This is a genomic window from Pseudomonas sp. MF09150 (assembly GCF_059862355.1).
On the sequence record NZ_JCBCUS010000007.1, the window covers coordinates 109,392 to 134,206 of the forward strand.

General features: G+C 59.7%; 28 protein-coding genes. 12 read left to right on the forward strand and 16 right to left on the reverse strand.

The window, feature by feature from the left end:
* Nucleotides 1–36 precede the first annotated feature (36 nt).
* Nucleotides 37–1,383: a class II 3-deoxy-7-phosphoheptulonate synthase gene (locus AC19YX_RS24130; RefSeq protein ID WP_078470662.1), complete on the forward strand. Its 1,347-nt coding sequence runs from the start codon at nucleotides 37–39 to the stop codon at nucleotides 1,381–1,383.
* A 52-nt stretch (nucleotides 1,384–1,435) separates the two neighbouring features.
* Here the strand turns inward: AC19YX_RS24130 and AC19YX_RS24135 are convergent, their stop codons facing one another.
* Both AC19YX_RS24135 and AC19YX_RS24140 read right to left on the reverse strand, forming a co-directional pair.
* On the reverse strand, nucleotides 1,436–2,647 hold the full coding sequence (locus AC19YX_RS24135; protein ID WP_500607205.1) for a winged helix-turn-helix domain-containing protein: 1,212 nt from the start codon (nucleotides 2,645–2,647) through the stop codon (nucleotides 1,436–1,438).
* Nucleotides 2,648–2,704: 57 nt separating this feature from the next.
* Complete coding sequence (locus AC19YX_RS24140) at nucleotides 2,705–2,926, reverse strand: DUF1127 domain-containing protein (RefSeq protein WP_078470935.1); 222 nt, start codon at nucleotides 2,924–2,926, stop codon at nucleotides 2,705–2,707.
* Nucleotides 2,927–3,023: 97 nt separating this feature from the next.
* On the opposite strand from AC19YX_RS24140, the gene AC19YX_RS24145 reads away from it, so the two are divergent.
* Entirely contained in the window at nucleotides 3,024–3,878 is an 855-nt protein-coding gene (locus AC19YX_RS24145) for a LysR substrate-binding domain-containing protein (RefSeq protein WP_500607316.1), read from the forward strand.
* Here AC19YX_RS24145 and AC19YX_RS24150 read toward each other — a convergent pair.
* Nucleotides 3,868–4,617, reverse strand: coding sequence for a sulfite exporter TauE/SafE family protein (locus AC19YX_RS24150; RefSeq protein WP_078470665.1), 750 nt, complete (start codon nucleotides 4,615–4,617; stop codon nucleotides 3,868–3,870). The genes AC19YX_RS24145 and AC19YX_RS24150 overlap by 11 nt on opposite strands.
* A 108-nt stretch (nucleotides 4,618–4,725) precedes the next feature.
* On the opposite strand from AC19YX_RS24150, the gene AC19YX_RS24155 reads away from it, so the two are divergent.
* The 3 genes from AC19YX_RS24155 (at nucleotide 4,726) to AC19YX_RS24165 (ending at nucleotide 6,894) form a co-directional block, all read left to right on the forward strand.
* Nucleotides 4,726–5,676, forward strand: a complete 951-nt coding sequence (locus AC19YX_RS24155) for a LysR family transcriptional regulator (protein WP_500607206.1) — start codon at nucleotides 4,726–4,728, stop codon at nucleotides 5,674–5,676.
* 89 nt (nucleotides 5,677–5,765) lie between these two features.
* Nucleotides 5,766–6,227, forward strand: coding sequence for a MarR family winged helix-turn-helix transcriptional regulator (locus AC19YX_RS24160; RefSeq protein ID WP_421548381.1), 462 nt, complete (start codon nucleotides 5,766–5,768; stop codon nucleotides 6,225–6,227).
* Nucleotides 6,228–6,474: 247 nt separating this feature from the next.
* On the forward strand, nucleotides 6,475–6,894 hold the full coding sequence (locus tag AC19YX_RS24165; RefSeq protein WP_201131897.1) for an organic hydroperoxide resistance protein: 420 nt from the start codon (nucleotides 6,475–6,477) through the stop codon (nucleotides 6,892–6,894).
* A gap of 75 nt (nucleotides 6,895–6,969) precedes the next feature.
* Here AC19YX_RS24165 and AC19YX_RS24170 read toward each other — a convergent pair whose 3' ends face one another.
* Both AC19YX_RS24170 and earP read right to left on the reverse strand, forming a co-directional pair.
* Nucleotides 6,970–7,542 carry an elongation factor P gene (locus tag AC19YX_RS24170; protein ID WP_043230442.1) on the reverse strand — a complete coding sequence of 191 codons (573 nt, stop codon included), beginning with the start codon at nucleotides 7,540–7,542 and terminating at the stop codon, nucleotides 6,970–6,972.
* A 48-nt stretch (nucleotides 7,543–7,590) separates the two neighbouring features.
* On the reverse strand, nucleotides 7,591–8,724 hold the full coding sequence (gene earP / locus AC19YX_RS24175) for an elongation factor P maturation arginine rhamnosyltransferase EarP (RefSeq protein WP_500607207.1): 1,134 nt from the start codon (nucleotides 8,722–8,724) through the stop codon (nucleotides 7,591–7,593).
* Between the two features lie 124 nt (nucleotides 8,725–8,848).
* Here earP and AC19YX_RS24180 point away from each other — a divergent pair, with 124 nt between their 5' ends.
* Together AC19YX_RS24180 and AC19YX_RS24185 are read left to right on the forward strand one after the other, a co-directional pair.
* A complete protein-coding gene (locus AC19YX_RS24180; RefSeq protein WP_201131899.1) occupies nucleotides 8,849–9,244 on the forward strand; it encodes a hypothetical protein in 396 nt (131 codons plus the stop codon).
* Nucleotides 9,245–9,246: 2 nt separating this feature from the next.
* On the forward strand, nucleotides 9,247–9,729 hold the full coding sequence (locus AC19YX_RS24185; protein ID WP_500607208.1) for a GreA/GreB family elongation factor: 483 nt from the start codon (nucleotides 9,247–9,249) through the stop codon (nucleotides 9,727–9,729).
* 13 nt (nucleotides 9,730–9,742) lie between these two features.
* Here AC19YX_RS24185 and cysB read toward each other — a convergent pair whose 3' ends face one another.
* From cysB to AC19YX_RS24210, 5 genes are all read right to left on the reverse strand, one after another.
* On the reverse strand, nucleotides 9,743–10,717 hold the full coding sequence (gene cysB / locus AC19YX_RS24190) for an HTH-type transcriptional regulator CysB (protein WP_007931387.1): 975 nt from the start codon (nucleotides 10,715–10,717) through the stop codon (nucleotides 9,743–9,745).
* A gap of 113 nt (nucleotides 10,718–10,830) precedes the next feature.
* Nucleotides 10,831–11,331 (reverse strand): universal stress protein, encoded by a 501-nt coding sequence (locus AC19YX_RS24195; RefSeq protein WP_078470672.1) that lies wholly within the window; start codon nucleotides 11,329–11,331, stop codon nucleotides 10,831–10,833.
* 94 nt (nucleotides 11,332–11,425) lie between these two features.
* Nucleotides 11,426–12,331, reverse strand: coding sequence for a 5'-nucleotidase (locus AC19YX_RS24200; protein WP_020299683.1), 906 nt, complete (start codon nucleotides 12,329–12,331; stop codon nucleotides 11,426–11,428).
* A gap of 24 nt (nucleotides 12,332–12,355) precedes the next feature.
* Nucleotides 12,356–13,312 carry a putative 2-dehydropantoate 2-reductase gene (locus tag AC19YX_RS24205; protein WP_500607209.1) on the reverse strand — a complete coding sequence of 319 codons (957 nt, stop codon included), beginning with the start codon at nucleotides 13,310–13,312 and terminating at the stop codon, nucleotides 12,356–12,358.
* Entirely contained in the window at nucleotides 13,309–13,695 is a 387-nt protein-coding gene (locus tag AC19YX_RS24210; protein WP_201131902.1) for a YbbN family protein, read from the reverse strand. The genes AC19YX_RS24205 and AC19YX_RS24210 overlap by 4 nt, the downstream gene beginning before the upstream one ends.
* Here AC19YX_RS24210 and AC19YX_RS24215 point away from each other — a divergent pair.
* Nucleotides 13,694–14,128, forward strand: a complete 435-nt coding sequence (locus AC19YX_RS24215; RefSeq protein WP_078470675.1) for a pilus assembly protein PilZ — start codon at nucleotides 13,694–13,696, stop codon at nucleotides 14,126–14,128. The two genes, AC19YX_RS24210 and AC19YX_RS24215, sit on opposite strands and share 2 nt — an antisense overlap.
* 140 nt (nucleotides 14,129–14,268) lie before the next feature.
* Nucleotides 14,269–15,345 (forward strand): 3-deoxy-7-phosphoheptulonate synthase, encoded by a 1,077-nt coding sequence (locus tag AC19YX_RS24220; protein WP_020299679.1) that lies wholly within the window; start codon nucleotides 14,269–14,271, stop codon nucleotides 15,343–15,345.
* A 60-nt stretch (nucleotides 15,346–15,405) separates the two neighbouring features.
* On the opposite strand, the gene AC19YX_RS24225 is transcribed toward AC19YX_RS24220, so the two are convergent.
* A complete protein-coding gene (locus AC19YX_RS24225) occupies nucleotides 15,406–15,687 on the reverse strand; it encodes a GNAT family N-acetyltransferase (RefSeq protein ID WP_007931380.1) in 282 nt (93 codons plus the stop codon).
* A gap of 659 nt (nucleotides 15,688–16,346) precedes the next feature.
* On the opposite strand from AC19YX_RS24225, the gene oprI reads away from it, so the two are divergent.
* Nucleotides 16,347–16,598 carry an outer membrane lipoprotei OprI gene (oprI, locus tag AC19YX_RS24230; protein ID WP_003172710.1) on the forward strand — a complete coding sequence of 84 codons (252 nt, stop codon included), beginning with the start codon at nucleotides 16,347–16,349 and terminating at the stop codon, nucleotides 16,596–16,598.
* A 125-nt stretch (nucleotides 16,599–16,723) separates the two neighbouring features.
* Here oprI and AC19YX_RS24235 read toward each other — a convergent pair whose 3' ends face one another.
* From AC19YX_RS24235 to AC19YX_RS24245, 3 genes are all read right to left on the reverse strand, one after another.
* Nucleotides 16,724–17,692 carry a L,D-transpeptidase family protein gene (locus AC19YX_RS24235; protein ID WP_500607210.1) on the reverse strand — a complete coding sequence of 323 codons (969 nt, stop codon included), beginning with the start codon at nucleotides 17,690–17,692 and terminating at the stop codon, nucleotides 16,724–16,726.
* A gap of 116 nt (nucleotides 17,693–17,808) precedes the next feature.
* Nucleotides 17,809–18,102, reverse strand: a complete 294-nt coding sequence (locus AC19YX_RS24240) for a hypothetical protein (RefSeq protein WP_020299677.1) — start codon at nucleotides 18,100–18,102, stop codon at nucleotides 17,809–17,811.
* 56 nt (nucleotides 18,103–18,158) lie between these two features.
* On the reverse strand, nucleotides 18,159–18,764 hold the full coding sequence (locus AC19YX_RS24245) for an arylesterase (RefSeq protein WP_500607211.1): 606 nt from the start codon (nucleotides 18,762–18,764) through the stop codon (nucleotides 18,159–18,161).
* Between the two features lie 10 nt (nucleotides 18,765–18,774).
* Here AC19YX_RS24245 and AC19YX_RS24250 point away from each other — a divergent pair, with 10 nt between their 5' ends.
* Together AC19YX_RS24250 and AC19YX_RS24255 are read left to right on the forward strand one after the other, a co-directional pair.
* A complete protein-coding gene (locus AC19YX_RS24250; protein WP_500607212.1) occupies nucleotides 18,775–19,458 on the forward strand; it encodes an ABC transporter ATP-binding protein in 684 nt (227 codons plus the stop codon).
* Nucleotides 19,458–21,962 (forward strand): ABC transporter permease, encoded by a 2,505-nt coding sequence (locus AC19YX_RS24255; RefSeq protein WP_500607213.1) that lies wholly within the window; start codon nucleotides 19,458–19,460, stop codon nucleotides 21,960–21,962. Before AC19YX_RS24250 ends, AC19YX_RS24255 begins: the two co-directional genes overlap by 1 nt.
* 29 nt (nucleotides 21,963–21,991) lie before the next feature.
* Here AC19YX_RS24255 and greB read toward each other — a convergent pair whose 3' ends face one another.
* Nucleotides 21,992–22,465, reverse strand: a complete 474-nt coding sequence (gene greB / locus AC19YX_RS24260; RefSeq protein WP_078470936.1) for a transcription elongation factor GreB — start codon at nucleotides 22,463–22,465, stop codon at nucleotides 21,992–21,994.
* A 437-nt stretch (nucleotides 22,466–22,902) separates the two neighbouring features.
* A complete protein-coding gene (locus AC19YX_RS24265) occupies nucleotides 22,903–24,804 on the reverse strand; it encodes a hypothetical protein (protein ID WP_500607214.1) in 1,902 nt (633 codons plus the stop codon).
* Between the last annotated feature and the right edge of the window lie 11 nt (nucleotides 24,805–24,815).

The following is a 24,815-nucleotide window of genomic DNA, read 5'->3' on the forward strand; positions in this document are numbered from 1 at the left end:
ACATGCGCCTCCCACCGAAGAACACTTGAGTGCGTGATGAGCCAACCCTGGAGTCCCGACAGCTGGCGTGCCTTGCCGATCCAGCAACAACCCCACTACCCCGATGCAGCCCATTTGCTGCAGGTCGAGCAATCCCTGGCCAGCTATCCGCCGCTGGTGTTTGCCGGTGAAGCCCGGGAGTTGCGACGCCAGTTTGCCGAGGTGACCCAGGGTCGCGCATTCCTCCTGCAAGGCGGCGATTGCGCCGAGAGCTTCGCCGAGTTCTCTGCCGCGAAGATCCGCGACACCTTCAAGGTGCTGCTGCAGATGGCGATCGTCATGACCTTCGCCGCCGGCTGCCCGGTGGTCAAAGTCGGGCGCATGGCCGGTCAGTTCGCCAAGCCGCGCTCGGCCAACGACGAAACCATCAACGGCGTGACCCTGCCGGCCTACCGGGGCGATATCGTCAACGGCATCGGTTTCGACATGAAAAGCCGCGTCCCGGACCCGGACCGCCTGCTGCAGTCCTACCACCAGTCCACCGCGACCCTGAACCTGCTGCGCGCGTTCGCCCAAGGCGGCTTTGCCGACTTGCACCAGGTGCACAAGTGGAACCTGGACTTCATCGCCAACTCGGCCCTGGCCGAGAAGTACAGTCACCTGGCCGACCGGATCGATGAAACCCTGGCCTTTATGCGCGCCTGCGGTATGGACAGCTCGCCACAACTGCGCGAGACCAGCTTCTTCACCGCCCATGAGGCCCTGCTGCTGAACTACGAAGAAGCCTTTGTGCGGCGCGACAGCCTGACCAACGACTATTACGACTGCTCGGCGCACATGCTGTGGATCGGCGACCGCACCCGCCAGCTGGACGGCGCCCACGTCGAATTCCTGCGCGGGGTGAACAACCCGATCGGGGTCAAGGTCGGCCCAAGTATGAACACCGACGAGTTGATTCGCCTGATCGATATCCTCAACCCGGATAACGATCCCGGACGCCTCAACCTGATCGTGCGCATGGGCGCGAACAAGGTCGGCGATCACCTGCCCCAACTGATCCGCGCGGTGGAAGGCGAAGGCAAGCAGGTGCTGTGGAGCTCCGACCCGATGCACGGCAATACCATCAAGGCCAGCAGCGGTTACAAGACCCGCGACTTCGCGCAGATCCTCAACGAGGTGAAGCAGTTCTTCCAAGTACACGAAGCCGAAGGCAGCTACGCCGGCGGCATCCACATCGAGATGACCGGGCAAAACGTCACTGAATGCATCGGTGGCGCGCGTCCTATCACCGAGGATGGCCTGTCGGACCGCTATCACACCCACTGCGACCCGCGGATGAACGCCGATCAATCCCTGGAGCTGGCGTTCCTGATTGCCGAGACCTTGAAACAGGTCAAGCGCTGAGCAAGCCGGGCGCGCTCGTGGCGAGATAAGCCCGCGAGCGTGCCCCGCAGCCCTAGAGAAAACCCCGCAATCGCTGGGCACTGGCCCTTGGGCAATTGAGCTGGACCTGCTCCAGCCCCAGCCACTGCGCCATTTGGCGTAAATTGGCTGCCAGCGCCATCATCCCCTGTTCATCCAGCCCCTGCGGTTCTTCATGCACGGCATGCACTGCCAGGCGCCCCAATGCCCGCTCAGCCCGCAGGTCGACCCGCGCGGCGATCCGCTCGTCATGCAGGAACGGCAGCACGTAGTAGCCATAAATCCGTTTGTGTTGCGGGGTGTAGATCTCCAGCCGGTAGCGAAAATCAAACAGGCGCTCGGTCCGGCTGCGCTCCCAGACCAGTGAATCAAAGGGCGAGAGCAAGGCGCTGGCCTCGACCTTGCGCGGCACTTTAGGCGCGGGCAGGCAATAGGCCGCTTGCCGCCAGCCCTCGACCTCGCAGCGTTGCACCTCACCGGCCTCAAGCAACTGGGCCAGGCGCACCGGACTGTCCGCGGGGCTCAGCCGGAAGTAATCACGCAGGTCTTTTTCCGTGGCGACTCCAAGTGCGCCAATCGCATGCAACAGCAAGCCGCGCTGGGCCTCTGCCTCGTCGAGCAAGGGCTGCTGCAGGATGGCGGCGGGCAGTACCCGCTCCGGCAGGTCGTACAGCCGCTCGAAACCACGACGCCCGGCCACCGTCACTTCGCCGGCAGCGAACAGCCACTCCAGCGCGTGCTTCTCGGCACTCCAGTCCCACCAGGGGCCGGCGCGCTCCTGCCGGGTCGACAGGCTGCCCGCCCCCAGCGCGCCCTGCTCCTCGACACAGGCCAGCACCCGGCGAATGGTCGCCTGTTGCTCCTGGCCAAAACGCGCCAATTGCCCATAGATACCTTGCCCCTGGCTGGCGCGCTGCATCCGCCAGCGCAGCAAGGGGTACATGGCCAACGGCAGCAGCGAGGCCTCATGCCCCCAGTATTCGAACAACCGACGTTGGCGGCCCTGGCTCCAGGCCGCTTGATCGAGCAGTTGCGGGGAGTAATTGCCCAGGCGCGAGAACAACGGCAGGTAGTGCGAGCGCACCAGGGCGTTGACCGAATCAATCTGCAGCAGGCCCAGGCGCCCGATCATCCGATTGACCTGGGCCGAACTGATCGCAGCGGTCGAGGGCCGTACGCCAAAGCCTTGAGCAGCCAAGGCCAGGCGTCGGGCCTGCTTGATGGAAAACGACAGTTGGGCGGGCATGGGCATCTCCTTGTCTGCCCGCAAACTACCTCAGCCGCCAGCCGCTTGTGTAGCCGTTTATTTGGACATCGGGTCATCCCAGAAGGGCCTGCTGATTTCACGCTCGACGTCTGCGCGGCTCAAGCCAATGTCCTTGAGCGCTTCGTCGCTCATGCTCGCCAACTCGACCCGCTCACGGTTGCGCTGATGCCAGCGGGCGACTGTTTGCAGCACCGTCCGCCAGGAAAGACCGTGAAACGAAAACTTCTGCGCCAGCACATAACCTTTTTGACCTTTCATCATCTTGCCCTCCAGTGGGGATGACTAAAGTCTCGCCGCGCAGCTAAGATCAATCCAACGAATGTTTCTTATGCAATACATCTCGGAGATTGATGAATTGTCCAACTACCCCAGCATCGACACCGAAGTCCTGCGTACCTTCGTCGCCATTGCCGATCAGGGCGGCTTTACCCGGGCCGGTGAGCTGGTCAATCGCACCCAATCTGCCGTCAGCATGCAGATGAAGCGCCTGGAGGAAGACGTGCTGCAGCGCCAGCTATTCCAGCGCGACGGACGCCAGGTCAAGCTCACCGCCGAAGGGCAGGTGCTGCTGGGCTACGCGCGACGGATCCTGAAACTGCACAGCGAAGTGTTCAATACCCTGCGCGAACCCCACATGGTCGGCACGGTGCGCATCGGCACGCCGGATGACTATGTCATGCGGTTTCTGCCGGGAATACTGTCGCGCTTCGCCCAGGCTTACCCGCTGATCCAGATCGAAGTCCACTGCGAATCGTCCAAGCAACTGTTGCAGCGCCAGGACCTGGACCTGTCCATCGTCACCCGCGAGCCGGGCAGCGAGATCGGTCAGCTGTTGCGCAAGGAGCGCTTCGTCTGGGCCGAGGCGCAGTGCTTCAACCCTCATGAACAAACGCCCATGCCCCTGGCCATGTTCAACAGTGACTGTTTCTGCCGGCTGTGGGCCTGCAATGCGCTGGACGCCGCAGGGCGTGATTATCGGATCGCCTACAACAGCTCCAGCCTGTCGGCGATCATGGCGGTGGTCAGCGCCGGCCTGGCGGTCACCGCTCAGCTCGAAAGCCTGATCACTTCGGACATGCGCATTCTCGGCGCCGCGCAAAACCTGCCGCAGTTGCCCGAGGCCAGCATCATGCTGCTGCGCAACCTGAACACGCCCTCACCCATCACCGAGTGCCTGGCCGAGCATATCGTCGACGGTTTTAAACTTTGAAGCCGAGCATCACCGCACACAGCACCAGAAACCCGCAGAACAATCCGCGCAACAGGCGCTCCGGCATCGAGTGCGCAATCTTCACGCCCCAACTGATGCTCATCAAGCCACCCAGGGCCAGGGGCAGGCCGATCATCCAATCCACTTCATGGTGCACGCCATAGGTCACCAGGGTGACTCCGGTACTGGGCAGCGCCAGCGCCAGCGACAAACCCTGGGCAACCACCTGGCTGGTGCCGAACACGCTGGTCAGTATCGGCGTGGCAACCACCGCGCCGCCGACCCCGAACAGCCCGCCCATGGTGCCCGAGGCCGCGCCCAGCACGCCCAGCCAGGGCCAGGAATAACGCATCTGCGCCGATGCCGGGGTATTGCCGACAAACATCCGCAGCAGGTTGTAGCAAGAGAGCGCCACCAGGAATGCGACAAACCCGATGCGCATGATCTGCGCATCAATGCCAACCGCCCAGATCGAGCCGATCCAGGCAAAACAGAAGCCCATGCTCGCCAGTGGCAAGGCGTGCCGCAGCTCAATGCGATTGCGCTGGTGATAACGCCACACAGCCAGCATCACATTGGGCACCACCATCACTAGGGCAGTGCCTTGGGCGATTTGCTGATCCAGGCCGAACCACACGCCCAACACCGGAATCGCGATCAAGCCACCACCGATGCCAAACAGCCCACCCATGGTGCCCAAGGCCACACCCAGCAGCAGATACATCACTAGATCAATCACGGTGCATTTCCCCTCACGTCAGAGGCTGCATGCTACGCAGTCGGCGCTGGTACGGAAACGCACAGCAACGCACAATGGCTGTGCCAACTCCGCACAAGCACATCGAAAATGAACCCCAAAGCCCTGACCGAGCAGCTCGGACTGTTCATTGACGTCCTGGAAACCGGCAGTTTTTCCGCCGCGGCCCGGCGCCATCCCCTGACGCCCTCGGCGGTGGCCCGGCGCATCGACAGCCTGGAAAGTGCCATCGGCAGCAAGCTGTTCATGCGCACCACCCACGCCGTGGTCGCGACTGCGGCGGGCCTGGCCTTTGCTGAACGCGCACGACGGATAGTCGCCGAACTGCAATTGGCCCGAGCCGAAGCGGTGTCCCTGAGCCACGCCCCCGAAGGGCTGATCCGGGTCGACGCTCCGGCCGCCTTCGGCCGACGCCACCTGGCGCCGGCAATCGCCGACTTCCTCGGCGTCTACCCAGGGCTGGATGTGCAGTTGCACCTGATCGACAGCTTTGTCGATATGCAGGGCTCGAACCTGGGTAAGGTCGACCTGGTGCTGCGCGCCGGGCATATGGTCGATACCCGGCTGGTGGCCACCCCGCTGGCCAGCATTGTGCGCATTGCCTGCGCCAGCCCGGTCTACCTGAAAAACCGCGGGACGCCGGCCCACCCCAACGAACTCGGTGAACACGACGGGCTCGACTGGGAGGGACTGGCTCCACTCTTCGCCTGGCGTTTCGAGCAGGATGGCCAGATGCACAGTCATCGCCCGCAGCGCATCCGCATGAGCGCCAACAACGCCGAAGCATTGCTCTCGGGGGCGCTGGCCGGCCTGGGCATCGCCCACCTGCCCACCTGGCTGGCCAGTGAATACCTGCTGCGCGGCGAGCTGCTACCGCTGTTTTGCCAGCATGGCCTGCCCCCGGCGGAAACCTCCGGCATCTATGCCCTGCGCCTGGAGCAGCACAGCAACGCCCGTAGCCGCCTGCTGCTGGAATACTTGAAGGCGCGCTTCAGCCCGGTTCCACCCTGGGACCTGGCCCTGCAAAGCAAGATGGGCTGAAGCCTTGGACTCAGCTCCCTCGCACAATTATCTGGCGCATTAAAGATTCGCCCGCTAGATTCAAAACCTGTACTGATCAAGGCCCCACCATGACCACCAAAGGCTCCCTCCCCGACTCTTGCGACGAACTGCGGCTGGATAATCAGCTGTGCTTCGCCCTGCACTCCACCTCGCTGCTGATGACCAAGGTCTACAAGCCCCTGCTGCAAGCACTGGGGCTGACCTACCCCCAATACCTGGCGATGATGGTGCTGTGGGAGCGTGACGGCCTGACCGTTGGCGAGATCAGCACTCACTTGCTGACCGACCCGGGCTCCCTGACCCCGCTGCTCAAGCGCCTCGAAGCCGAAGGCCTGCTCAGCCGTACCCGCAGCCGAGAGGATGAACGGGTGGTGATCGTTGAACTGACCGCGCAAGGCCGCGCCCTGCGCGACAAGGCTCGCGAAATACCGCACTGCATCCTGGCGGCCAGCGGCCAGACGGTGGAGCAACTGCAAAAATTGCAGGCCGACCTGCTGGCGTTGCGCGGCCATCTGCAACACAGCCTCTAGCCCTTCCTGCCTGCACGCCGCCCCGACATAGCCGCCCCCACATGACCTGCTGGCGGGCGGAAAGTCTCGCCAACCACCTCCGAATATTAAAATTCTCTAAAATCAACTAGATAAGACATCTCGCGGGGACAGCGCGACATTTTCTCAAAAATATATATTGCGCACTAAATATTAGCGCGATACATTTATTTGGCATTTATTTAGTGCGCTAATATTTGGCGAAAACCAAACCTCGGAGACCTACCCCATGCAAACGCTCTATACCGCAGTCGCAACCGCTACCGGTGGCCGTGATGGCCGCGCTGTCTCCAGCGACAACATCCTCGACGTCAAGCTTGCCACCCCTAAAGAGCTGGGCGGTGCCGGTGGCCAGGCGACAAACCCGGAACAGCTGTTCGCCGCCGGCTACTCTGCGTGCTTTATTGGCGCCCTGAAATTCGTCGCCAGCCAGAGCAAACGCCAAATCCCGGATGCAGCCTCGATCACCGCCCACGTCGGCATCGGCCAGATCCCCGGTGGTTTTGGCCTGGATATCGACCTGCATGTGAGCCTGCCCGGCCTCGAGCAAGCCGAGGCCCAGAGCCTGGTGGACGCAGCGCATCAGGTCTGCCCGTACTCCAACGCAACTCGCGGCAACGTCGATGTGCGCTTGCACGTCAGCGTCTGAGTCCTGGCAGAAGATCCCAGGCACAAAAAAGCCCGACTCAATGGTCGGGCTTTTTCGTACAGGTTTAAGCCAGGCTTAGACCTTGGCGCGGCCCTTGTAGGAGCCACCGTCGCGGGTATCGATCTCGATCCAGTCGCCGATTTCAACGAAATCTGCAACGCTCAGCTCGGTACCGTTTTTCAGTTTGGCAGGCTTCATCACCTTGCCCGAAGTGTCGCCGCGAGCGGAACCTTCGGTGTAGTCAACCTGACGCACGATAGTGGTCGGCAGTTCTACGGAAACCAGACGCTCTTCGAAGAAGATCGCTTCGCAAACATCGGTCATGCCTTCTTCAACGAAAGGCAGAACAGCTTCGATGTCTTCAGCGTTCAGTTCGTACATGGTGTAGTCGGTGGTGTCCATGAACGTGTAGGAGTCGCCGCTGATGAAGGACAGGGTCGCTTCTTTGCGGTCGAGGATCACGTCGTCCAGTTTGTCGTCAGCGCTGTAAACGATCTCGGTCTTGTAACCGGTCAGCAGGTTTTTCAGCTTGGTCTTCATGATCGCGCTGTTACGACCGGATTTGGTGAATTCAGCTTTCTGAACCAGCCAAGGATCGTTTTCGAGACGGATCACCATCCCAGGTTTCAGTTCTTTACCAGTTTTCATTACGAATATCCGAATTTGGATGGGATTTACAAAAATCTAGGCCGCGTATCATATCCAATTTAGGTAAAACTGCACCAGCGCTGCGGCAAGATCGGCTTGCAAGGCCTGTTCCAGACACCATTGCTCAGCATGCAAAGACACCTCCGGCCACACATCGAGCAGGGTTTTCCAGCATTGGCCCATGTCGCCACCGGCATTCCACGCCTGCCACAAGCCATTGATTGCGTCACGAGCCTGCGGCGACAGGCCCTGGGTATACAGGTCGAGGAAGGCCTCGAGCTTGTCCAGATGGATATCTTCGTCCTGACGATAGATGTGCCAGAGCATCGGACGCCCGGCCCATTGCGCCCGTACAAACGAGTCTTCGCCACGCACGGCATTGAAATCGCAGCACCACAACAACTGATCGTATTGTTCCTGCCGGACGAACGGCAGGACCTGCACCGTCACTGCACCACGCACCTGTTGCGTGCCGACATGCAGCTCGTCGCAGGCCAGCCAGCGCTTCACATCGCCGAGAATTCGACCTTCGGGCACCAGCAGATGAGTCGGCCGGGTATCGGCCGCCAACGCGTCGAGCCAGTTGCCCAAGCCGGCATTTTCGTAGGCAAACAACGAGATCAGCCGTGCATCGCTCGCGGCAGATACGCCAAGCCCTTGCAGGAAATTACGCTGCGCGAGGGTGTCTTGTTGAAACGCCCTACGCCTTTCCAATAGCCCTGCCTCACGCAACAGGCCACCTGTGCCCGGGCGAAACCCGGGAAAGAAAAAGTACTTCTGCACACCCTTGAACTTCACCGACGGCAAGCCGTGGCACCCGACCACCCAATCCTCGGCGCTCAGGTAGTCGAGATTCAACCAGAGCGGCGGGCGCTCGCGCTCGGCCATGGCTTCCATGTAAGCCGCAGGCAGTTGGCAGGCGAAGGCGGCAATCACCACATCGGCAGCCGGCTGCGCAGCCCATTCCGTCGGCCAGTGCCGGACCTCGACGCCTGCCTGCCATTGGCGGAAAGCGCTGATATCGACTTCCGGGCAAAGGCGCTCAAAGGCACGCAGATCGTCGACCCACAGCCGCACCTCGCATTGATGCTCGGCCACCAACTGCCGAGCGAGGCGCCAGGTGACCCCGATATCGCCGAAGTTGTCCACGACACTGCAGAAAATATCCCAGGAGGCTTTCATTGCGGGCTCCGATTGGCAAAGGCGCCGATTGTCCGCATAAATCGTCCCGCGCAGAAGAGCCGACACCGATTAATCTTCGTGCGACAATCGGCCCCCGCACTCGTCCGCCCGCCAGGAGGCCGCCATGTCCTACCGCCCCACCGCCCGCAAACCGCTACGCATCAGCTTCAATGGCCTGAAACTCAGCGTCAGCATTGCCTTGGGTCTGTGGCTGGGTTTTGTGGCCATTGCCCTGACCTGCTGGCTGGCCTCGCGCTTTGTGTTCAGCCAACAACTGGCGCCGGTGGCCCAAGCCGTTCAGCAATTGGCCAAACCGCCGGTGGTCGAACCGGCACCCGCCAACCCGATGTTCGAGCAATATCAGGAAAACCTGCGCAAGAACGAACAACAGCAAAGCCTGGAGAATGCTCGCAACAACCTGCGCAATCAGTCCAATCCCAAATGCCAGTTCTGGCTGCAACAGGACCAGACGGCGCCGACCGACAAAAGCCGGGCCAACGTCCTGCAGTTCTGCGATTGATCATGAACAAACACGCCATCCATCAACTGATCCTGCAAAAACTCCAGGACGACCTCGACGTGGCACAGCGTGCGGCGCAAACGGCCTACGAGACGGCGACCCACGAAGAGAACATCGCCGAAAACAAATACGACACCCTGGGCCTTGAGGCTTCGTACCTGGCTGCAGGTCAGGCCAAACGCGTCGAGGAGATCAGGCAAGCCCTGGCGTTGTGCCAGAACCTGACACTGCGCGCCTATGACGAACAGACAGGGATTCAGGTGGGGGCCTTACTGGGGCTTGAAGATGAAAACGGCCACGAGCAATGGCTGTTTCTGGGGCCGGATGGTGCTGGGCTGAAGGTGTACGTGGTAGGCCAGTTGATTACCGTCATCACCCCTCGCTCACCGCTGGGCCAGAGCCTGGTGGGTAAATTCGAGGGAGATGAGGTACAGATCGTTGTCGCGGGCACTCGGCAACAGTTCACTGTTACCGAGGTCAAGTGAGCACGCCGCAGCCTTAGTGCACTGGCAGCTCAACGCCGTCGAACAGCTCTTCCAGTTCCTGTTTGTTGTGGCACTGGATGGCCTTGGCCATGACTTCACGCGTCAGGTGCGGGGCGAACTTCTCGATGAAGTCGCACATAAAACCGCGCAGGAAGGTGCCACGGCGGAAGCCAATCTTGGTGATGCTCGACTCGAACAATTCGCTGGCATCCAGTACCACCAGGTCACTGTCGAGCTTGGTATCGACCGCCATCTTGGCCACGATGCCAACACCCAGGCCCAGGCGCACGTAGGTCTTGATCACATCGGCGTCGGCGGCGGTGAACACCACCTTGGGGGTCAGACCACGGTGGCTGAAGGCTTCGTCGAGCTTGGAACGACCGGTGAACCCGAATACGTAGGTGACGATCGGGTATTCCGCGAGGGTTTCCAGGGTCAGCTTCGGCAACTTGGTGAGCGGGTGGCCCTGGGGCACGACCACGCAACGGTTCCAGCGATAGCACGGCATCATTACCAGGTCACCGAACAGCTCCAGGGCTTCGGTGGCGATGGCAAAGTCGACAGTGCCGTCGGCCGCCATTTCGGCGATCTGCATGGGCGAGCCCTGATGCATGTGCAGGGCAACGTCAGGGTATTGCTTGATAAAGCTGCTGATCACCGGCGGCAACGCATAACGCGCCTGGGTGTGAGTAGTGGCGATCGATAGGGTGCCCTTTTTCTCGTTGGAGAACTCCTGGGCAATCTGCTTGATGCTTTCGACCTTGCGCAGAATCTCACCGGCGGTGGTGATGATGCGCTCACCGGCCGGAGTAACACGAGTCAAATGCTTGCCGCTGCGGGCAAAGACTTCGACCCCCAGCTCATCTTCGAGCAGGCGGATCTGCTTGCTGATACCCGGTTGCGAGGTGTAAAGGCTTTGGGCTGTAGCGGAAACGTTGAGGTCGTGGTGCGCCACTTCCCAGATGTAGCGCAATTGTTGGAGCTTCATATCAATCCCTCAAAGCAGTTGGACGCCACGGGTATCAGCGACGGTATATAACTATATTAATGGTTTGAAGAATAAATCTAGAACTTTTTATTAGAAACTCTTCGACGCCCCTTTCAGATATCCCCCAGTCGACGACGCTGCACCAAAGGCACGAGGTACACCGGCACCTTCGCCAACTGCAACACACGGGCTGCCGTCCTGCCCAGCGGGGTTTCCACGCCCGCTTCGTGGCTATGACTTCCTACGATCAGCAAATCCACGGAGAGTTTCGCCGCCTGCTCGAGAATGACCTGCGCAGGGTCCCCCTGAAACACCCTGACCGACTGAATCAACGCCAGGTCCTGCATGCCTTCCCCCAGTTCTTCACGGAAGCTGTCGAGCACCCGCTGCTCGATACTGGCCATCACCGTGCTCAAACCCTGGTTGTGAAAATCATTCAACGCCTGCTCATCGAGGTAGCTCTGCAGCACCGACTCGGCAAACAGCCCCATAGGCTCCACGGCGTGGATGACATGCAGGTCTGCATTGAACGTTCGAGCCAGTTCCACCGCATGCTGCATCACATAAGGTGCGTACAGACCAAGGTCAGTGGCATATAGCATCGAACGAATCATATGACCTCCATGACTGCCAGGACGGCGGAGATTGATTCAGCTTAGCAGTGCCCGGCCAACTGCGACGCCAGCCGCCGGGCCCGGGATCAAAGGCTCAGGTTTTGCTCTCATTGCTGATGCCATGGGGCACATGGCCAGTGGCGACCACTTCGCGCGCCAGTTCGCAATGACCGGCCTGGTCATCGAAAAATACGTCTGCGGCAAAAGCCTCGAGAAACGCCGCTTTCTCCAGGCCGCCCAGGAACAGCGATTCATCCAGGCGGATATCCCACTCGCGCAAGGTGCGGATCACCCGTTCATGAGCCGGCGCCGAGCGCGCAGTGACCAGGGCGGTGCGGATCGGACAGGCGTCTTCGGGAAACTCGCGCTGCAACAGATTGAGCGCAGCGAGAAAGCCTTTGAACGGCCCGCCTCGCAAAGGCTCGCGAGCAGATTCGCGCTCCTTGGCCTGGAACGCTTCAAGGCCGCCCAACTGATAAACCCGTTCCGATTCATCGGAAAACAAAACCGCATCACCGTCAAAGGCAATGCGCAACTCGGCACTGGCGGCACGGCGCGCGCCGCCCGACAAAATGGTCGCCGCAGCGAATCCGGCATCCAGCGCGCTGCGCACGTCTTCGGCGTGAGTCGAGAGGAACAGGTCACAGCCAAATGCCGCGAGATAAGGGTAAGGGCTGCGCCCGCCGACGAAAGCGGCCCGGGAGATATCCAGGCCGTAGTGCTGGATCGAGTTGAACACACGCAAGCCGGTGTCGGCGCTGTTGCGCGATACCAGGACGACTTCGACCCGGGCTCGCCCAAGGCTGGCGTTGAGACTGAGAAGCTTCTTCACCAGAGGAAAAGCCTCACCCGGCTCGAGGTTTTCCTCTTCATGCTCGATCTGATACTGCCGATAAGCCTCGACGCCCTCCGCCAGGTAGACCTTGTGGCTGTCGCTCAAGTCAAACAGTGCCCGCGACGAAATCGCCACCACCAACTTTCCACCCAGGCCCTTAGCCATGTACTGCTCCCCCGCCTGACGGTTTCAATCGTTATGCCGATCAATAAAACTCAACGCCTGATACAGCGCTTCGATTCTCGGCAGCTCGCATCCCGCGGCCTTGGCCGCGGCCAGAGGCGCAGCATAGATGGCCGCAAGCTCCAAGGGGCGCTTGTGCAGATAATCGTGGTACATGCTCGGCCAGTAATCCGGCATTTTTTCCGTAACCTTGAACAGATGCTCGGCATAACCGGTCGGCACGCTATGCCCACAGGCCTCTGCCCCGCGCACCACCTCAGCCATCAAGGCCTGGATCAACTGCCGGCTTGCGTCATCGGCCATCAGGGGCGCGGTACTGGCCTTGAGCAGCACCGAGAGACCGTTGTACGGCACATTCCACACTAGCTTCTGCCAGCGCGCCTGCCCCAGGTCAGGCATGGCCTGGGAATCGAGACCGGCCTTGCGAAACATCGCCGAGCCTTCTTCGACAATGGCCTGACGTGCCGCCGCATCCGACGCCGGACCACTGTGATACCCCAGATTCACCGCACCCAGGGCCTGGTGCTCAATCACCCCGGGCGCCGAACGGTATGCACAGATATAGCAAAGCCCACCCAGCACATGGATTGACTCAGGCAGCAATGGACGCAGTGCCTCTTCGACGCCCAAGCCGTTCTGCAGCAACAACACCTTGGCCCCCGGGGCCGCTGCGCTGATCAAGATGGGTGCAAGATCAGGATTGCTGGTGGCCTTGGCTCCCACCAGCAACCAGTCGCAAGGCGGCAGATCCTCGCCGTTGGCGTAAGCCTGCACTGGGTTCAGTGTCAGTTGACCTTGAACCGCATGGTTCAGCTGCAAGCCACGCAGTGCCACCGCCGAGAACTCACCGCGCAGCAAAAAGTGCACGTCGAAACCGGCCCGCGCCAACATCACGCCATAAAAACCACCGATCGCGCCGGTACCAATAATGCCGACTCGCGGCTTGTGCACAGCACTCATCATGGCAACTCCTCTGCAATTCGCTCCAATGCCTGGTGCACGGCGTCGGCGAGATCAGTCGCGCGCAGACGCGATTGCACAGCGCCGTAAAATTCACCGTCGCGCACCACGAACAGGGCCGGTAAATGAAACACCTGATAACGCTGGACGACGCCACCGTTGTTACCCGCATCAATCCAGCACAGCCGATCGACAGGCAAATCAAAGGTGGGCAATTGCTGGCGTGCCCAACGACAGCTGGAGCAACCGATGCTGGTGAAAATCACCAGGGAAATGCCACTCATCGCCAACAACCGCTGATCGGTGTCGAAATCGGTCAGCTCCAATTGGGCCACTATACTGGGGGAAACACTGTCGACTAGCCGACGCTCGGGGTCCGCGCTCATGGGACGTTTTCTACCTCATCCAGACGATGTTCCGGTTGAACTGACCTTGCGCAAACACTCGTGCATTTCGCGGCAGCGGCTGCACACTATCAGCCTCGGCGGCGTGGCTTGCAATTACCACCGTGCCTGGCGATGCGGCACGGCGCTGCTGGTGCGCATGCCGACCCTGGGCGAAAACGCCTGCTATCAGGGCTATGTCGCCTGGTGCCTGCGCCGCAAGCACGGCTACCTGGTGGGTATCGCCTTTGTCGACGAACAGACCCTGTTCGGTGCGCGCATGGGCGCGCAGGTTTGCCAGATCGAACGCTACTGCCGCCTGCACGAACCCCAGGCCGAACGACAGCGTACCGAGGCGCTCGCCTTGCAATGGATCACCCAGCACGCCGAGGACTTTTCCCAGGAGCAGGTCCATCGCGCATTTATCCAGCCCTAGCGGGATAAAACCCCCGCCAGCCCATTGTCGAATCACCGGCTAACGCGCTAAGGTTCCGCTCCCCGACGCGCTCAAATCCGCTGTGCTCCGCCGCGCGGGGATCGCTGGCGGCCGGCACCCGTGACCTGACGAGTAACACGATGGCTGATTTACCGATCAACGACCTTAACGTCGCCTCCAACGAGACGCTGATCACTCCTGATCAGCTCAAGCGTGACATCCCCCTGAGCGATGCTGCCCTGCGCACCGTGACCAAGGGCCGCGAGGTGATCCGCAATATTCTGGATGGCACCGACCATCGCCTGTTTGTCGTTATCGGCCCTTGCTCGATCCACGACATCAAAGCAGCTCACGAGTACGCCGAGCGCCTGAAGGTACTGGCCGCCGAAGTGTCCGACACTCTGTACCTGGTAATGCGCGTCTACTTCGAGAAGCCGCGGACCACGGTCGGCTGGAAAGGCCTGATCAACGACCCTTACCTGGACGACTCATTCAAGATTCAGGACGGCCTGCACATTGGCCGCCAGTTGCTGCTGGACCTGGCCGAGATGGGCCTGCCAACCGCCACCGAAGCGCTGGACCCGATCTCCCCGCAGTACCTGCAGGATTTGATCAGCTGGTCGGCCATCGGCGCGCGCACCACAGAATCCCAGACCCACCGCGAAATGGCGTCTGGCCTGTCTTCCGCTGTCGGCTTCAAGAACGGCACCGATGGCGGCCTGACCGTTGCGATCAATGCACTGCAATCGGTTTCCAGCCCTCATCGCTTCCTGGGTATCAACCAGGAAGGCGGCGTGTCGATCGTCACCACCAAAGGCAACGCTTATGGTCACGTGGTATTGCGCGGTGGCAACGGCAAGCCGAACTACGATTCGGTGAGCGTCGCGCTGTGTGAACAGGCGCTGAACAAAGCGAAGATCAAACCCAACATCATGGTCGACTGCAGCCACGCCAACTCCAACAAGGACCCGGCGCTGCAACCTTTGGTCATGGAGAACGTGGCTAACCAGATTCTCGAAGGCAATCAGTCGATCATCGGCCTGATGGTCGAGAGCCATCTGAACTGGGGCTGCCAGGCGATTCCGAAAGACTTGGCCGAATTGCAATACGGCGTGTCGATCACGGACGCCTGCATCGACTGGGAAAGCACCGAAAAAACCTTGCGCGGCATGCATGCCAAGCTCAAGGACGTATTGCCTAAACGCGATCGCGGCTGATTTCACAAAAGACGCAAACAAAAACGCCGGGCTCAGCCCGGCGTTTTTGTGTGTGCCCACTCAGAGTTTCGCGGCGTGACGCTGATGGCGCTCCATGTAGCGCTCCACGTATGAGCACGAAGGAATTACCGTGTACCCCATGCGATCAGCATACTCCAGGGCCTGCTCGGTCAACGCGGCAGCAATGCCACGGCCACGCAATGCGTTGGGCACGAATGTCCGATAGATATCCAGGGTCTGCTTACCCAGGTCCATGTAAGTCAGGTAGGCACGATGACCGTCCACATTGGTCTCGAACTGATGACCAGCCTGGTCATGGTGGATGGACAACGCCTCGCTCATCACTACTCCTCGCGGGTCTTGGATTCTGACCCCTACCTTACCGATGTTTTTCCGGCGAAGGAACATCTACGCCACCCCGTGCCTGACTGGACACCGAGAAAAGCCTGCCGCTCAGGTTCAACCTGCACGTTACAAATAGTAGGCATCATTGGCATAAATGCTCAAGACGCACTCATCTTGTGCTGCGCAGCATGAGGCGCGTCACACGCCGACCTAACAGTGCAAACCAAAATGCTTACGTACACAACGTTTCACCAATGACACACTGAACATCGCCGGATGTTGAGACTTAAGACGAGCGCCCCTTCTTAAAGTCACCTCAACATCAACAAAGATACGTGAGCGTTTACACAGAATCTGAAGAAAAGTGTAGACGCCTCAATATAGATCGACTTTAGCCTACACTCAGAAACTGCTGTGGGGAGTGGCTAACGGGTAACACCGGCTATCCAGCAAGGCACCCAGGCCGGGCCTCGCAGCTGCGCGGTTTTTATACAACTGGCTAAAAAGTTGCTCGAAAAAGATTCAGCACCTAGAATTTTTTTTGCTTCTTGCGCTACGTCAGTTTACTTACTACAAGTAATGGGTAGTATGTACGCCGGCTATTTCCTCACTCTGAAGAGATAGCTACTAATAGAAAGTCCTTGAAGGGGAACACGATGAACAACGTTCTGAAATTCTCTGCTCTGGCTCTGGCCGCAGTTCTGGCTACCGGTTGCAGCAGCGTATCCAAAGAAACCGAAGCTCGTCTGACTGCTACTGAAGACGCAGCAGCTCGCTCCCAGGCTCGTGCAGACGAAGCCTACCGTAAAGCTGATGAAGCTCTGGCTGCTGCTCAAAAAGCACAACAGACTGCTGACGAAGCTAACGAGCGCGCTCTGCGCATGCTTGAAAAAGCTAGCCGCAAGTAATAGTCCCTCGGGATTGTTATCAAGCCGATCCATTTTTGGGTCGGCTTTTTTATTGCCTGGATTTTTCTGCAGGCAATAAAAAACCCGTCGAAACCAGAGGCTCCGACGGGCTTTTCCAACAGTGATTACTGCTCTGGATCGACGGGAACGGAAGACACCGTCGGTGCGGAAACAGGCACCGCGATCTCCACCGGCAGACCATCCTCGGCCGCGACGACATCACGCACCACATCCCAATTCATGCGCAGGCTGTTCGCCAGGTCTTCGCGCTTGAGCAAGGCATTGATCACTGCGGTGTGCTTGTCGACCACCGACGGGTTGCCATTGTCGTCCAGTGGCGTGTGAGCCTCCAGATAGACCTTGCCACCGCTGACGCCAAACTTGTAAGGGTCGTTGAGAATTCGTACCGAGGTACCAACCGGCACCATGCCGGCCATTTCCAGCACGTTGTTATTGAACATGCGGAAGCAGCCGTGACTGGTGCGCATGCCAATCCCGAATTTCTTGTTCGAGCCGTGAATCAGGTAACCCGGAGTTCCCAGGGTGAACTTGAACGGGCCCAGCGGGTTGTCCGGGCCGGCCGGCACCACGTTTGGCAGCGGGTCACCGTCGGCCGCATGCTCCGCCTTGATCGAAGCAGGAGGCGTCCAGGTCGGGTTCGGAGTTTTGGCCACGATGCTGGTGTGCGCAATCGGCGAGCCCCAGCCTTCGCGGCCGATGCCCAGGGGGAAGGTGTAAACGACATTACGTCCCTTGGGGAAGTAATACAGCCGATATTCGGCCAGGTTGATCACGATGCCCTCACGCGGGCCCGGCGGCAGAATGAATCGGGTCGGCAGAACCACTTCCGTACCCGCTCCAGGCAACCATGGATCGACGCCCGGGTTGGCCGCCACCATTTCCAGATAACCCAGGTCGTAAGTCGTTCCCAGATCGGCAAAGGTGTCTTCGTACTTGGCCTTGATCACCTGCACCTGGCCCACGATGTCTTCACCGGGGGGGGGTAGAGGCAACTCCAGTGCGGCCACCGGGCCTGCCATACAAAGTGCGGCAAGCGTCAGGCAGCGGGTGACGGCAGGAAAACGCGGCAACATCCGGAAAATCCTTCGCATGATCAACGGGTGAGAAAAAAAGCGATTGTACACCGCAGCCTCCCGCTTCGGCAGTTGGCTGGGGTAAGCGTAGCTACAGGCCATCCGATGGCGAATGTTTAAAGTTCGAAGCGCAGCTCAGGCCAGATCGGTGGAGTACCACGCTTCTGCGACTCGAGAATCGCGCGGCAGAGCGGACACAGGCGCTGTTCCTGAAAAATGGTCCGGTCCACGCTCGACCAGCGCGGCTGGGCGGGAAGCAAAGAGCCACATAACGTCCGGTCGGCAGCACCACCGAGTTCCAACTGACGCGTGACCAGGTGCACCCGAACTTCCTGGCAGGCAAACAGATCCAGCTGTTCGTCAGGCTCGATCAGTTGATAGGCAAACAGGGACCAGGCAGGACGCGGCATTGGGGGCTCCAAATCGGGGGCGCCACATTAGCCGAAACACTGCCACTAGAAAAGCGTCAAAGCAGCGGTTTTAGCGTCGGCCAGACATTTTCCAGCAACTTGCCCTGGGCCGCAGGCGCTGGGTGCAGACCATCGGCCTGCATCAGCTCGGGAATGCCGCCGATCCCTTGCAGAAAAAACGGCACCAGGGCGATTTTCTTCTCGTTGGCCAGGTTGCTGTAGACCTCGGCAAATGCCTGGGTATAACGCACGCCATAGTTGGGAGGTAGCTGCATACCCAGTAGTAGCACCTTGGCACCGCTGGCTTTTGAGTTATCAATCATCGACGCAAGATTTTGTTGCAATTGCGTTGGCAGTTGACCGCGCAGCCCATCGTTGCCCCCCAGCTCCAGGATCACCACATCCGGCCTATGCTCTGTGAGCAGCGCAGGTAGCCGCGCCAGGCCTCCTGCGCTGGTGTCGCCGCTGATCGATGCATTGATTACCTTGTCGTTGAAACCTTCGTCCTTGAGCCGCTGCTCCAGCAGGGTTACCCACCCTTGTCGGGTATCCAGGCCGAAAGCCGCACTGATACTATCGCCAACGATCAGGACTGTACCCGCCGCTGCGTTCTGGGCCATGCACATCAAGGCCAGGCCAGCACTCAAAAACCACACACGCATCGGACTCTCCATGGGCGCAAGCATTCTCACTGCGCGGAACCTTAGCAAAATGGTTCCCAGCGCGGAAGGTGAACTGACCATCCTGCACCAACTCAGCCTGGAACTGAACAAGGGCGATAGCCTGGCCATCGTCGGTGCCTCAGGTTCCGGCAAATCCACGCTCCTGGGCCTGCTGGCCGGGCTCGACTTGCCCAGCAGCGGTGAAGTCACGCTTGCAGGCCAGGCCCTGAGTACCCTGGATGAGGATCAGCGAGCACGCATCCGTGCCGAACACGTGGGTTTTGTCTTCCAGTCATTTCAATTGCTCGACAGCCTCAATGCCTTGGAAAACGTCATGCTGCCGCTGGAGCTGGACGGTCGCAAGGATGCTCGCGAGCGCGCGACCCAATTGCTGCAACGGGTGGGCCTGGGCAAGCGCCTGACCCATTCACCGCGCCAACTCTCCGGCGGCGAACAGCAGCGGGTAGCGATCGCCAGGGCATTTGCGGCCGAGCCCGACGTTTTGTTCGCTGATGAACCGACCGGCAACCTCGACAGCCACACCGGCGAGCGCATCTGCGATCTGTTGTTCGAGCTCAATAAAGAACGCGGCACCACATTGGTTCTGGTCACTCACGACGAACGCCTGGCGCATCGCTGCCGGCGCCTGATCCGCCTTGAAGCCGGCCTGCTGGTCGCCCCTCTGGAGCCTTGATGGCACGCCTGCCGCTGTTGCGCCTGTTCAGCCTCGCCCTGCGTCAACTGCTGCGCGATGCCCGCGCCGGTGAATTAAGGGTGTTGTTCTTCGCCTTGCTGGTGGCTGTTGTGGCCAGCACCGCCATCGGCTATTTCGGCGCCCGCCTGAACGGCGCCATGCTGCTGCGCGCCACCGAATTCCTCGGCGCCGACCTGCTGCTCGAGGGCAGCTCGCCGGCACGCCCGGAGCAGATCCAGAGCGGCCGGGAACTGGGGCTGGAGCATGCGCAGATCGTGGAGTTCTCCAGCGTCGTAGCCACCGACAAAGGTATCCAGCTGTCCAGTATCAAGGCAGCGGATGAGGTCTATCCATTACGTGGCGAGCTGAAAAGCGCACCGGCGCCCTACGCTGCCGAAGAGTCAGGAGGCGGACCGAAGCCAGGTGAGGCCTGGGTCGAGTCGCGCCTATTGGCCGCGCTGGATTTGAAGATCGGCGACAGCATCGACGTTGGGATGAAGACTCTGCGCCTGGCCCGAGTGCTGACCTATGAGCCGGACCGTGCCGGCAACTTCTACAGCCTGACGCCGCGGGTGCTGATCAATTTGTCCGATCTGGCGGCCACGGGCGTGGTGCAGCCCGGTAGCCGGGTCAGCTACAAGGAGCTGTGGCGCGGCACCACTCCTGCGCTGGAAACCTATCGACAATTGATCAAACCAGGGTTGGCTGCCAATCAGCGCTTGCAGGATGCACGCGATGGCAACCAACAGATCGGCGGCGCCTTGGGCAAGGCCGAGCGTTACCTGAACATGGCCAGCCTGGTAGCCGTACTGCTATCGGGCGTCGCGGTGGCGCTGTCGGCCACGCGCTTCGCCACCCGGCGCTTCGATGCCAGCGCCCTGCTGCGCTGCCTTGGCTTGTCCAGACGTGAAACCATGCTGTTGTTCAGTGTGCAGTTGGCTGTACTCGGCCTGCTGGCCAGCCTCAGCGGCGCGCTGATAGGGTGGCTGGCTCAACTCGGATTGTTCGCCCTGCTGCATGACCTCTTGCCCAGTGATGTACCGCCGGGTGGATGGCTGCCGGCGGTCGCCGGGATCGGCACCGGGCTGGTGGCACTCGCCGGCTTCGCCCTGCCGCCGCTTGCCGCCCTAGGTCGTGTTCCGCCATTACGAGTGTTACGTCGCGACCTGCTGCCCATCCCTTCGAGCACCTGGATGGTCTATGGCGCGGCCCTGCTCGCCCTGGGCCTGATCATGTGGCGCCTGAGCCTGGACCTGGTGCTGACCTTCGCCCTGCTCGGCGGTGGCGTGGTGGCTGCGGTGGTTCTGGGTGGGCTTCTGCTGCTCGCCCTGCAAAGCCTGCGGCGCCTGTTGGCTCGCGCCTCGCTGCCATGGCGCCTGGGCCTGGGGCAGTTGCTGCGCCATCCACTGGCGGCTGCGGGCCAATCCCTGGCATTCGGCCTGATTCTATTGTCGATGGCGTTAATCGCCCTGTTGCGCGGCGAGCTGCTGGATACCTGGCAGAATCAGCTACCGAAAAATGCCCCCAACTACTTCGCGCTGAATATCCTTCCCGCCGATAAACAGGCCTTCACCGATCGGCTGGTGGCACTCTCGGCACCTTCGGCGCCGCTGTATCCGGTAGTACCGGGGCGACTGATCAGCATCAACGGCGAGCCGGTCAGGGATATCGTCAGCAAAGACTCCAGCGGCGATCGCGCTGTCCAGCGCGACCTGAGCCTGACCTGGGCCGCCGACTTGCCACAAGGCAATAGCATCACCGCCGGGAGCTGGTGGTCGAGCCAGCCGCAAGGCGATCTGCCCGGCGTCTCGGTGGAAAACAAGGTCGCAGAAAGCCTGAAACTCAAAATCGGCGATCGGCTGACCTTCACCGTCGGCGGGATCAATCGAGAAGCCCAAGTCACCAGCCTGCGCAAAATCAACTGGGATAACTTCCAGCCCAACTTCTTCATGATCTTCCAGCCGGGCACCTTGAAAGATCTCCCCGCGACCTACCTGACCAGCTTTTACCTGGCAGCCGGGCATGACCAACAGATCGTCGAGCTGTCCCGTGCCTTTCCCGCAGTGACCATCCTTCAGGTCGAGGCCTTGCTGGAGCAACTGCGCAGCATCCTCGCCCAGGTGACCCTGGCGGTGGAATACGTCTTGTTGTTTGTCCTGGCAGCTGGGATGACCGTCCTCTTCTCCGGCCTGCAGGCCACCCTTGACGAGCGCATTCGCCAAGGTGCGCTGTTGCGGGCCTTGGGGGCGGAGCGGCGGTTGCTGGTCAAAGCGCGGCGTATCGAGTTCGGCCTGCTCGGCGCTGTCAGTGGTCTGCTGGCTGCTCTGGGTTCTGAATTGGTGAGCCTGGTGCTCTACCGCTACGCCTTCGACCTGCCTTGGCACCCACATCCGTGGTTGCTGGTGTTGCCGCTGATCGGTGCCGCACTGGTCGGCGGCGCGGGGGTTTTCGGCACACGGCGGGCCTTGAATGCCAGCCCGCTGACGGTACTGCGGGAAGGCTGAAGACCGAGGCCCGTCTCAGGCAGACGGGCCTACTTTTGATACTCGATTCGATTGATCCACCAGCAGGTTTCACCTCCAGGCGTAGGAACAATCGCTTCATCCCCCTCTTCCTTCTTCAACAGCGCTCGAGCCATTGGCGAGTCGATGGAGATGTAATCCTTCTGCCCGTATATCTCGTCATAACCAACAATACGAAAGCGCTTGGTCTCACCCTCTTCATTCTCCACCTCGACCCAGGCGCCGAAGAACACTCGCCCCTCCTGCTCGGGCGCGTATGAAACCACGCGCATGTCTTCCAGACGCTTGCGTATGTAGCGCACCCGGCGATCAATTTCTCGCAGCAGCTTCTTGTTGTACTGGTAATCGGCGTTTTCACTCCTGTCACCCAGTGACGCAGCCCAGGTGACTTTGCGGGTAGTGTCGGGACGCTTTTCCCGCCATAGATAGTCGAGCTCTTTCTTGAGGGCCTCATGACCTTCCTGGGTAATCAGTTTTGTACTCAATTGCTTAATCACCACCCGCAATGAACTGACCATGAATCTCACGATTTGGCCTGAGGCCGAACAACCCGCCTGACCGGACCTAAGTCGCGGGCCCAGCCGGCTTGAGAAAAACCGATGATAAATCACTGCGGGAAAGTAGCTAGCCCTAATCCTTGCGGTGAACGAGGCAGCCGCATCAACCGATCTCTGCCTGGGAGCACGGCCGACACTCAACCTAAGCCCCCCAGGAGATCGGCAACTAGAGCAATCCCTGATCGATCCATTGCTCATAGAAAACGTAATGACGCAGAAAAAATCTGCGAGAGCACGTCTATTGGAATGGCTTGAAAAGGGGGAAGTGAGGCCCTGTTCTTTCAACAAGATCAGGGCTCGATAGCGGTACCTGGAATCAGGCAGAGACAGGCTTCAAATAACGTGATTCGCCGCTTACAGCGGGCTCAGACCACTCCATCCGGAGAACATTCGCCCTCGCCGAGGGGGATGCTGGAAATGGCATGGAGGCTATTGTTGAAAGTCACCGTTTCGTTGAAGTTCTTCACAATGCTGCTGAGCTTTTTCTTGGCATTGGTTAGTTGCTTCAAGCGCTCTACCAATTCAGCACTCTTTTTCTGTATATCCAGCTCACGCGCTTCCAATTTGAGATCCCGGGCGCGCTGCTGCTTGGAAAGCTCCTCAAGACGCTGCTGCCCCAGTTGCAGAAGCTCGGATCGCCGAATTGCATTTCGCTCCCTCGCTTCAAGGCTTTCAGCCAATTGCTGCAAAGCGGAACTACGCTCGGCGATGATCCGGGCGTTGTTGTCGGCAGCTCTGTCTGCGGCCACCCGTTCCTGCTGCAACTGACTCTGGAGCTGCATCAAGCCCTCCTCTTTCTCCACCAGTTGCCGCTCTCTCTCCTGCAGTTGGGACTTCAAACCCTCCAGGGTTTCTTGCTGCTTCATTGCGCCCAGCTTTTGCTGGACCAACTCCTGCGCCATGCCCGCAACATTGGCCAAGGTACTCTCGACATCAAGCAACAGATGCTCGGTATCAGCCCCTGGAAGAGATGCACTTTCAAACGGCTGAATGCTCTCAAGTTCTTTTAAGTTCTTCGCTGAGTGTTCTGGATCCAACATCTCTTCAGCCCGTGGTTGTTCAAGTGGACTCATTGAGGCCCCTTCAGATGCACCGTCAACCTCAGTCATGGCTGAAACCGCAAGATTCGACCGAATGAAATCAGTTGATCCCACCTCATGCTCATCGACCTGGGCAACAGGTAGCAATGAGTCCATACCGGCATCTTCTGCACCAAGGTCTGAGCCGTTTTCTTCCAGAGTCATATCGTTAAGGGGCTCCGAACCGAGATCGCCTACCAGCCCTTCAAGCTCCGCCAATGTGCTTTGCATATCCTGGCGAAACTGTTCGCTTTGACTGTCATCAACTCGTAGGCGCTCAACCATCGATGACGAAACAGGGAGTTTCATGTCCGTTTCCTCTTGAGCAGCAGTAGTCGCGAGCGCTGTAACTTCCAGGACATCAGGCTCACCTTCGTTGTCGAGTGCCAAGCCTGGAGCCCCATCGGCCGAATAGAGATCCGATGCCTCGGCATTTGAACTGATCTGCGAGCCATCTATAAATGAAGCAGTCCGCATCGGAGCAGGCAGCAGCTCTTCACTGGTAAATGAAGCCAGTGCAGAACTGAAATCACCCGAGTGTTGCACCACACCTTCTGCTTTCTGCTCGTCAGCAGCCTCCGCATACATGGATGACCCGTTATCGAGCCCCTTAGCGTCTTGAGAAGTTAACTGAATAAAGTCATCGCCCGGCATTTCCGCTGTATCAAGGAGCGTCAGCAACTGAGAGTCATCATGTTCATAAGATCCATCTGGCTCCGTGAACAAAGCACTAACACCCGAAACAATCGGCGCCGTACGTTCGATCGCTGGTAACCGCTCTTGATCGCGCATGGAGATCAGCTTGGTGATCAGCGCCTTTTTGATGCCGAGAGGCCGATGATCTTCGACTTCGGCGACAGGCAAGTCACAATCTGTCAGATCAATAAGATGATAGGGAATATCGACATGGCTCTGAAGATCACCGTGGGCAACTCTTCTGACGAGTTGCTTGAATACTTGAGCTGCGACCGTCCATTCATGGCCTGAATCAACCTGACTCAAAACATACTTATCACTCGCCTTATGCAACATTGCGATATACACGCGAGTTTTGTCGCCTTCCACTTCCTCATTCAGGCTATACACAAGAAAATTACTGCCAATTTGAGGAACTGCAACACCACAGAGCAACGCACCACTAACGATTTCTTGATCAGCGTTTTTTATGGTAATGGTTCGTAGAAACATAGCAGATTTGC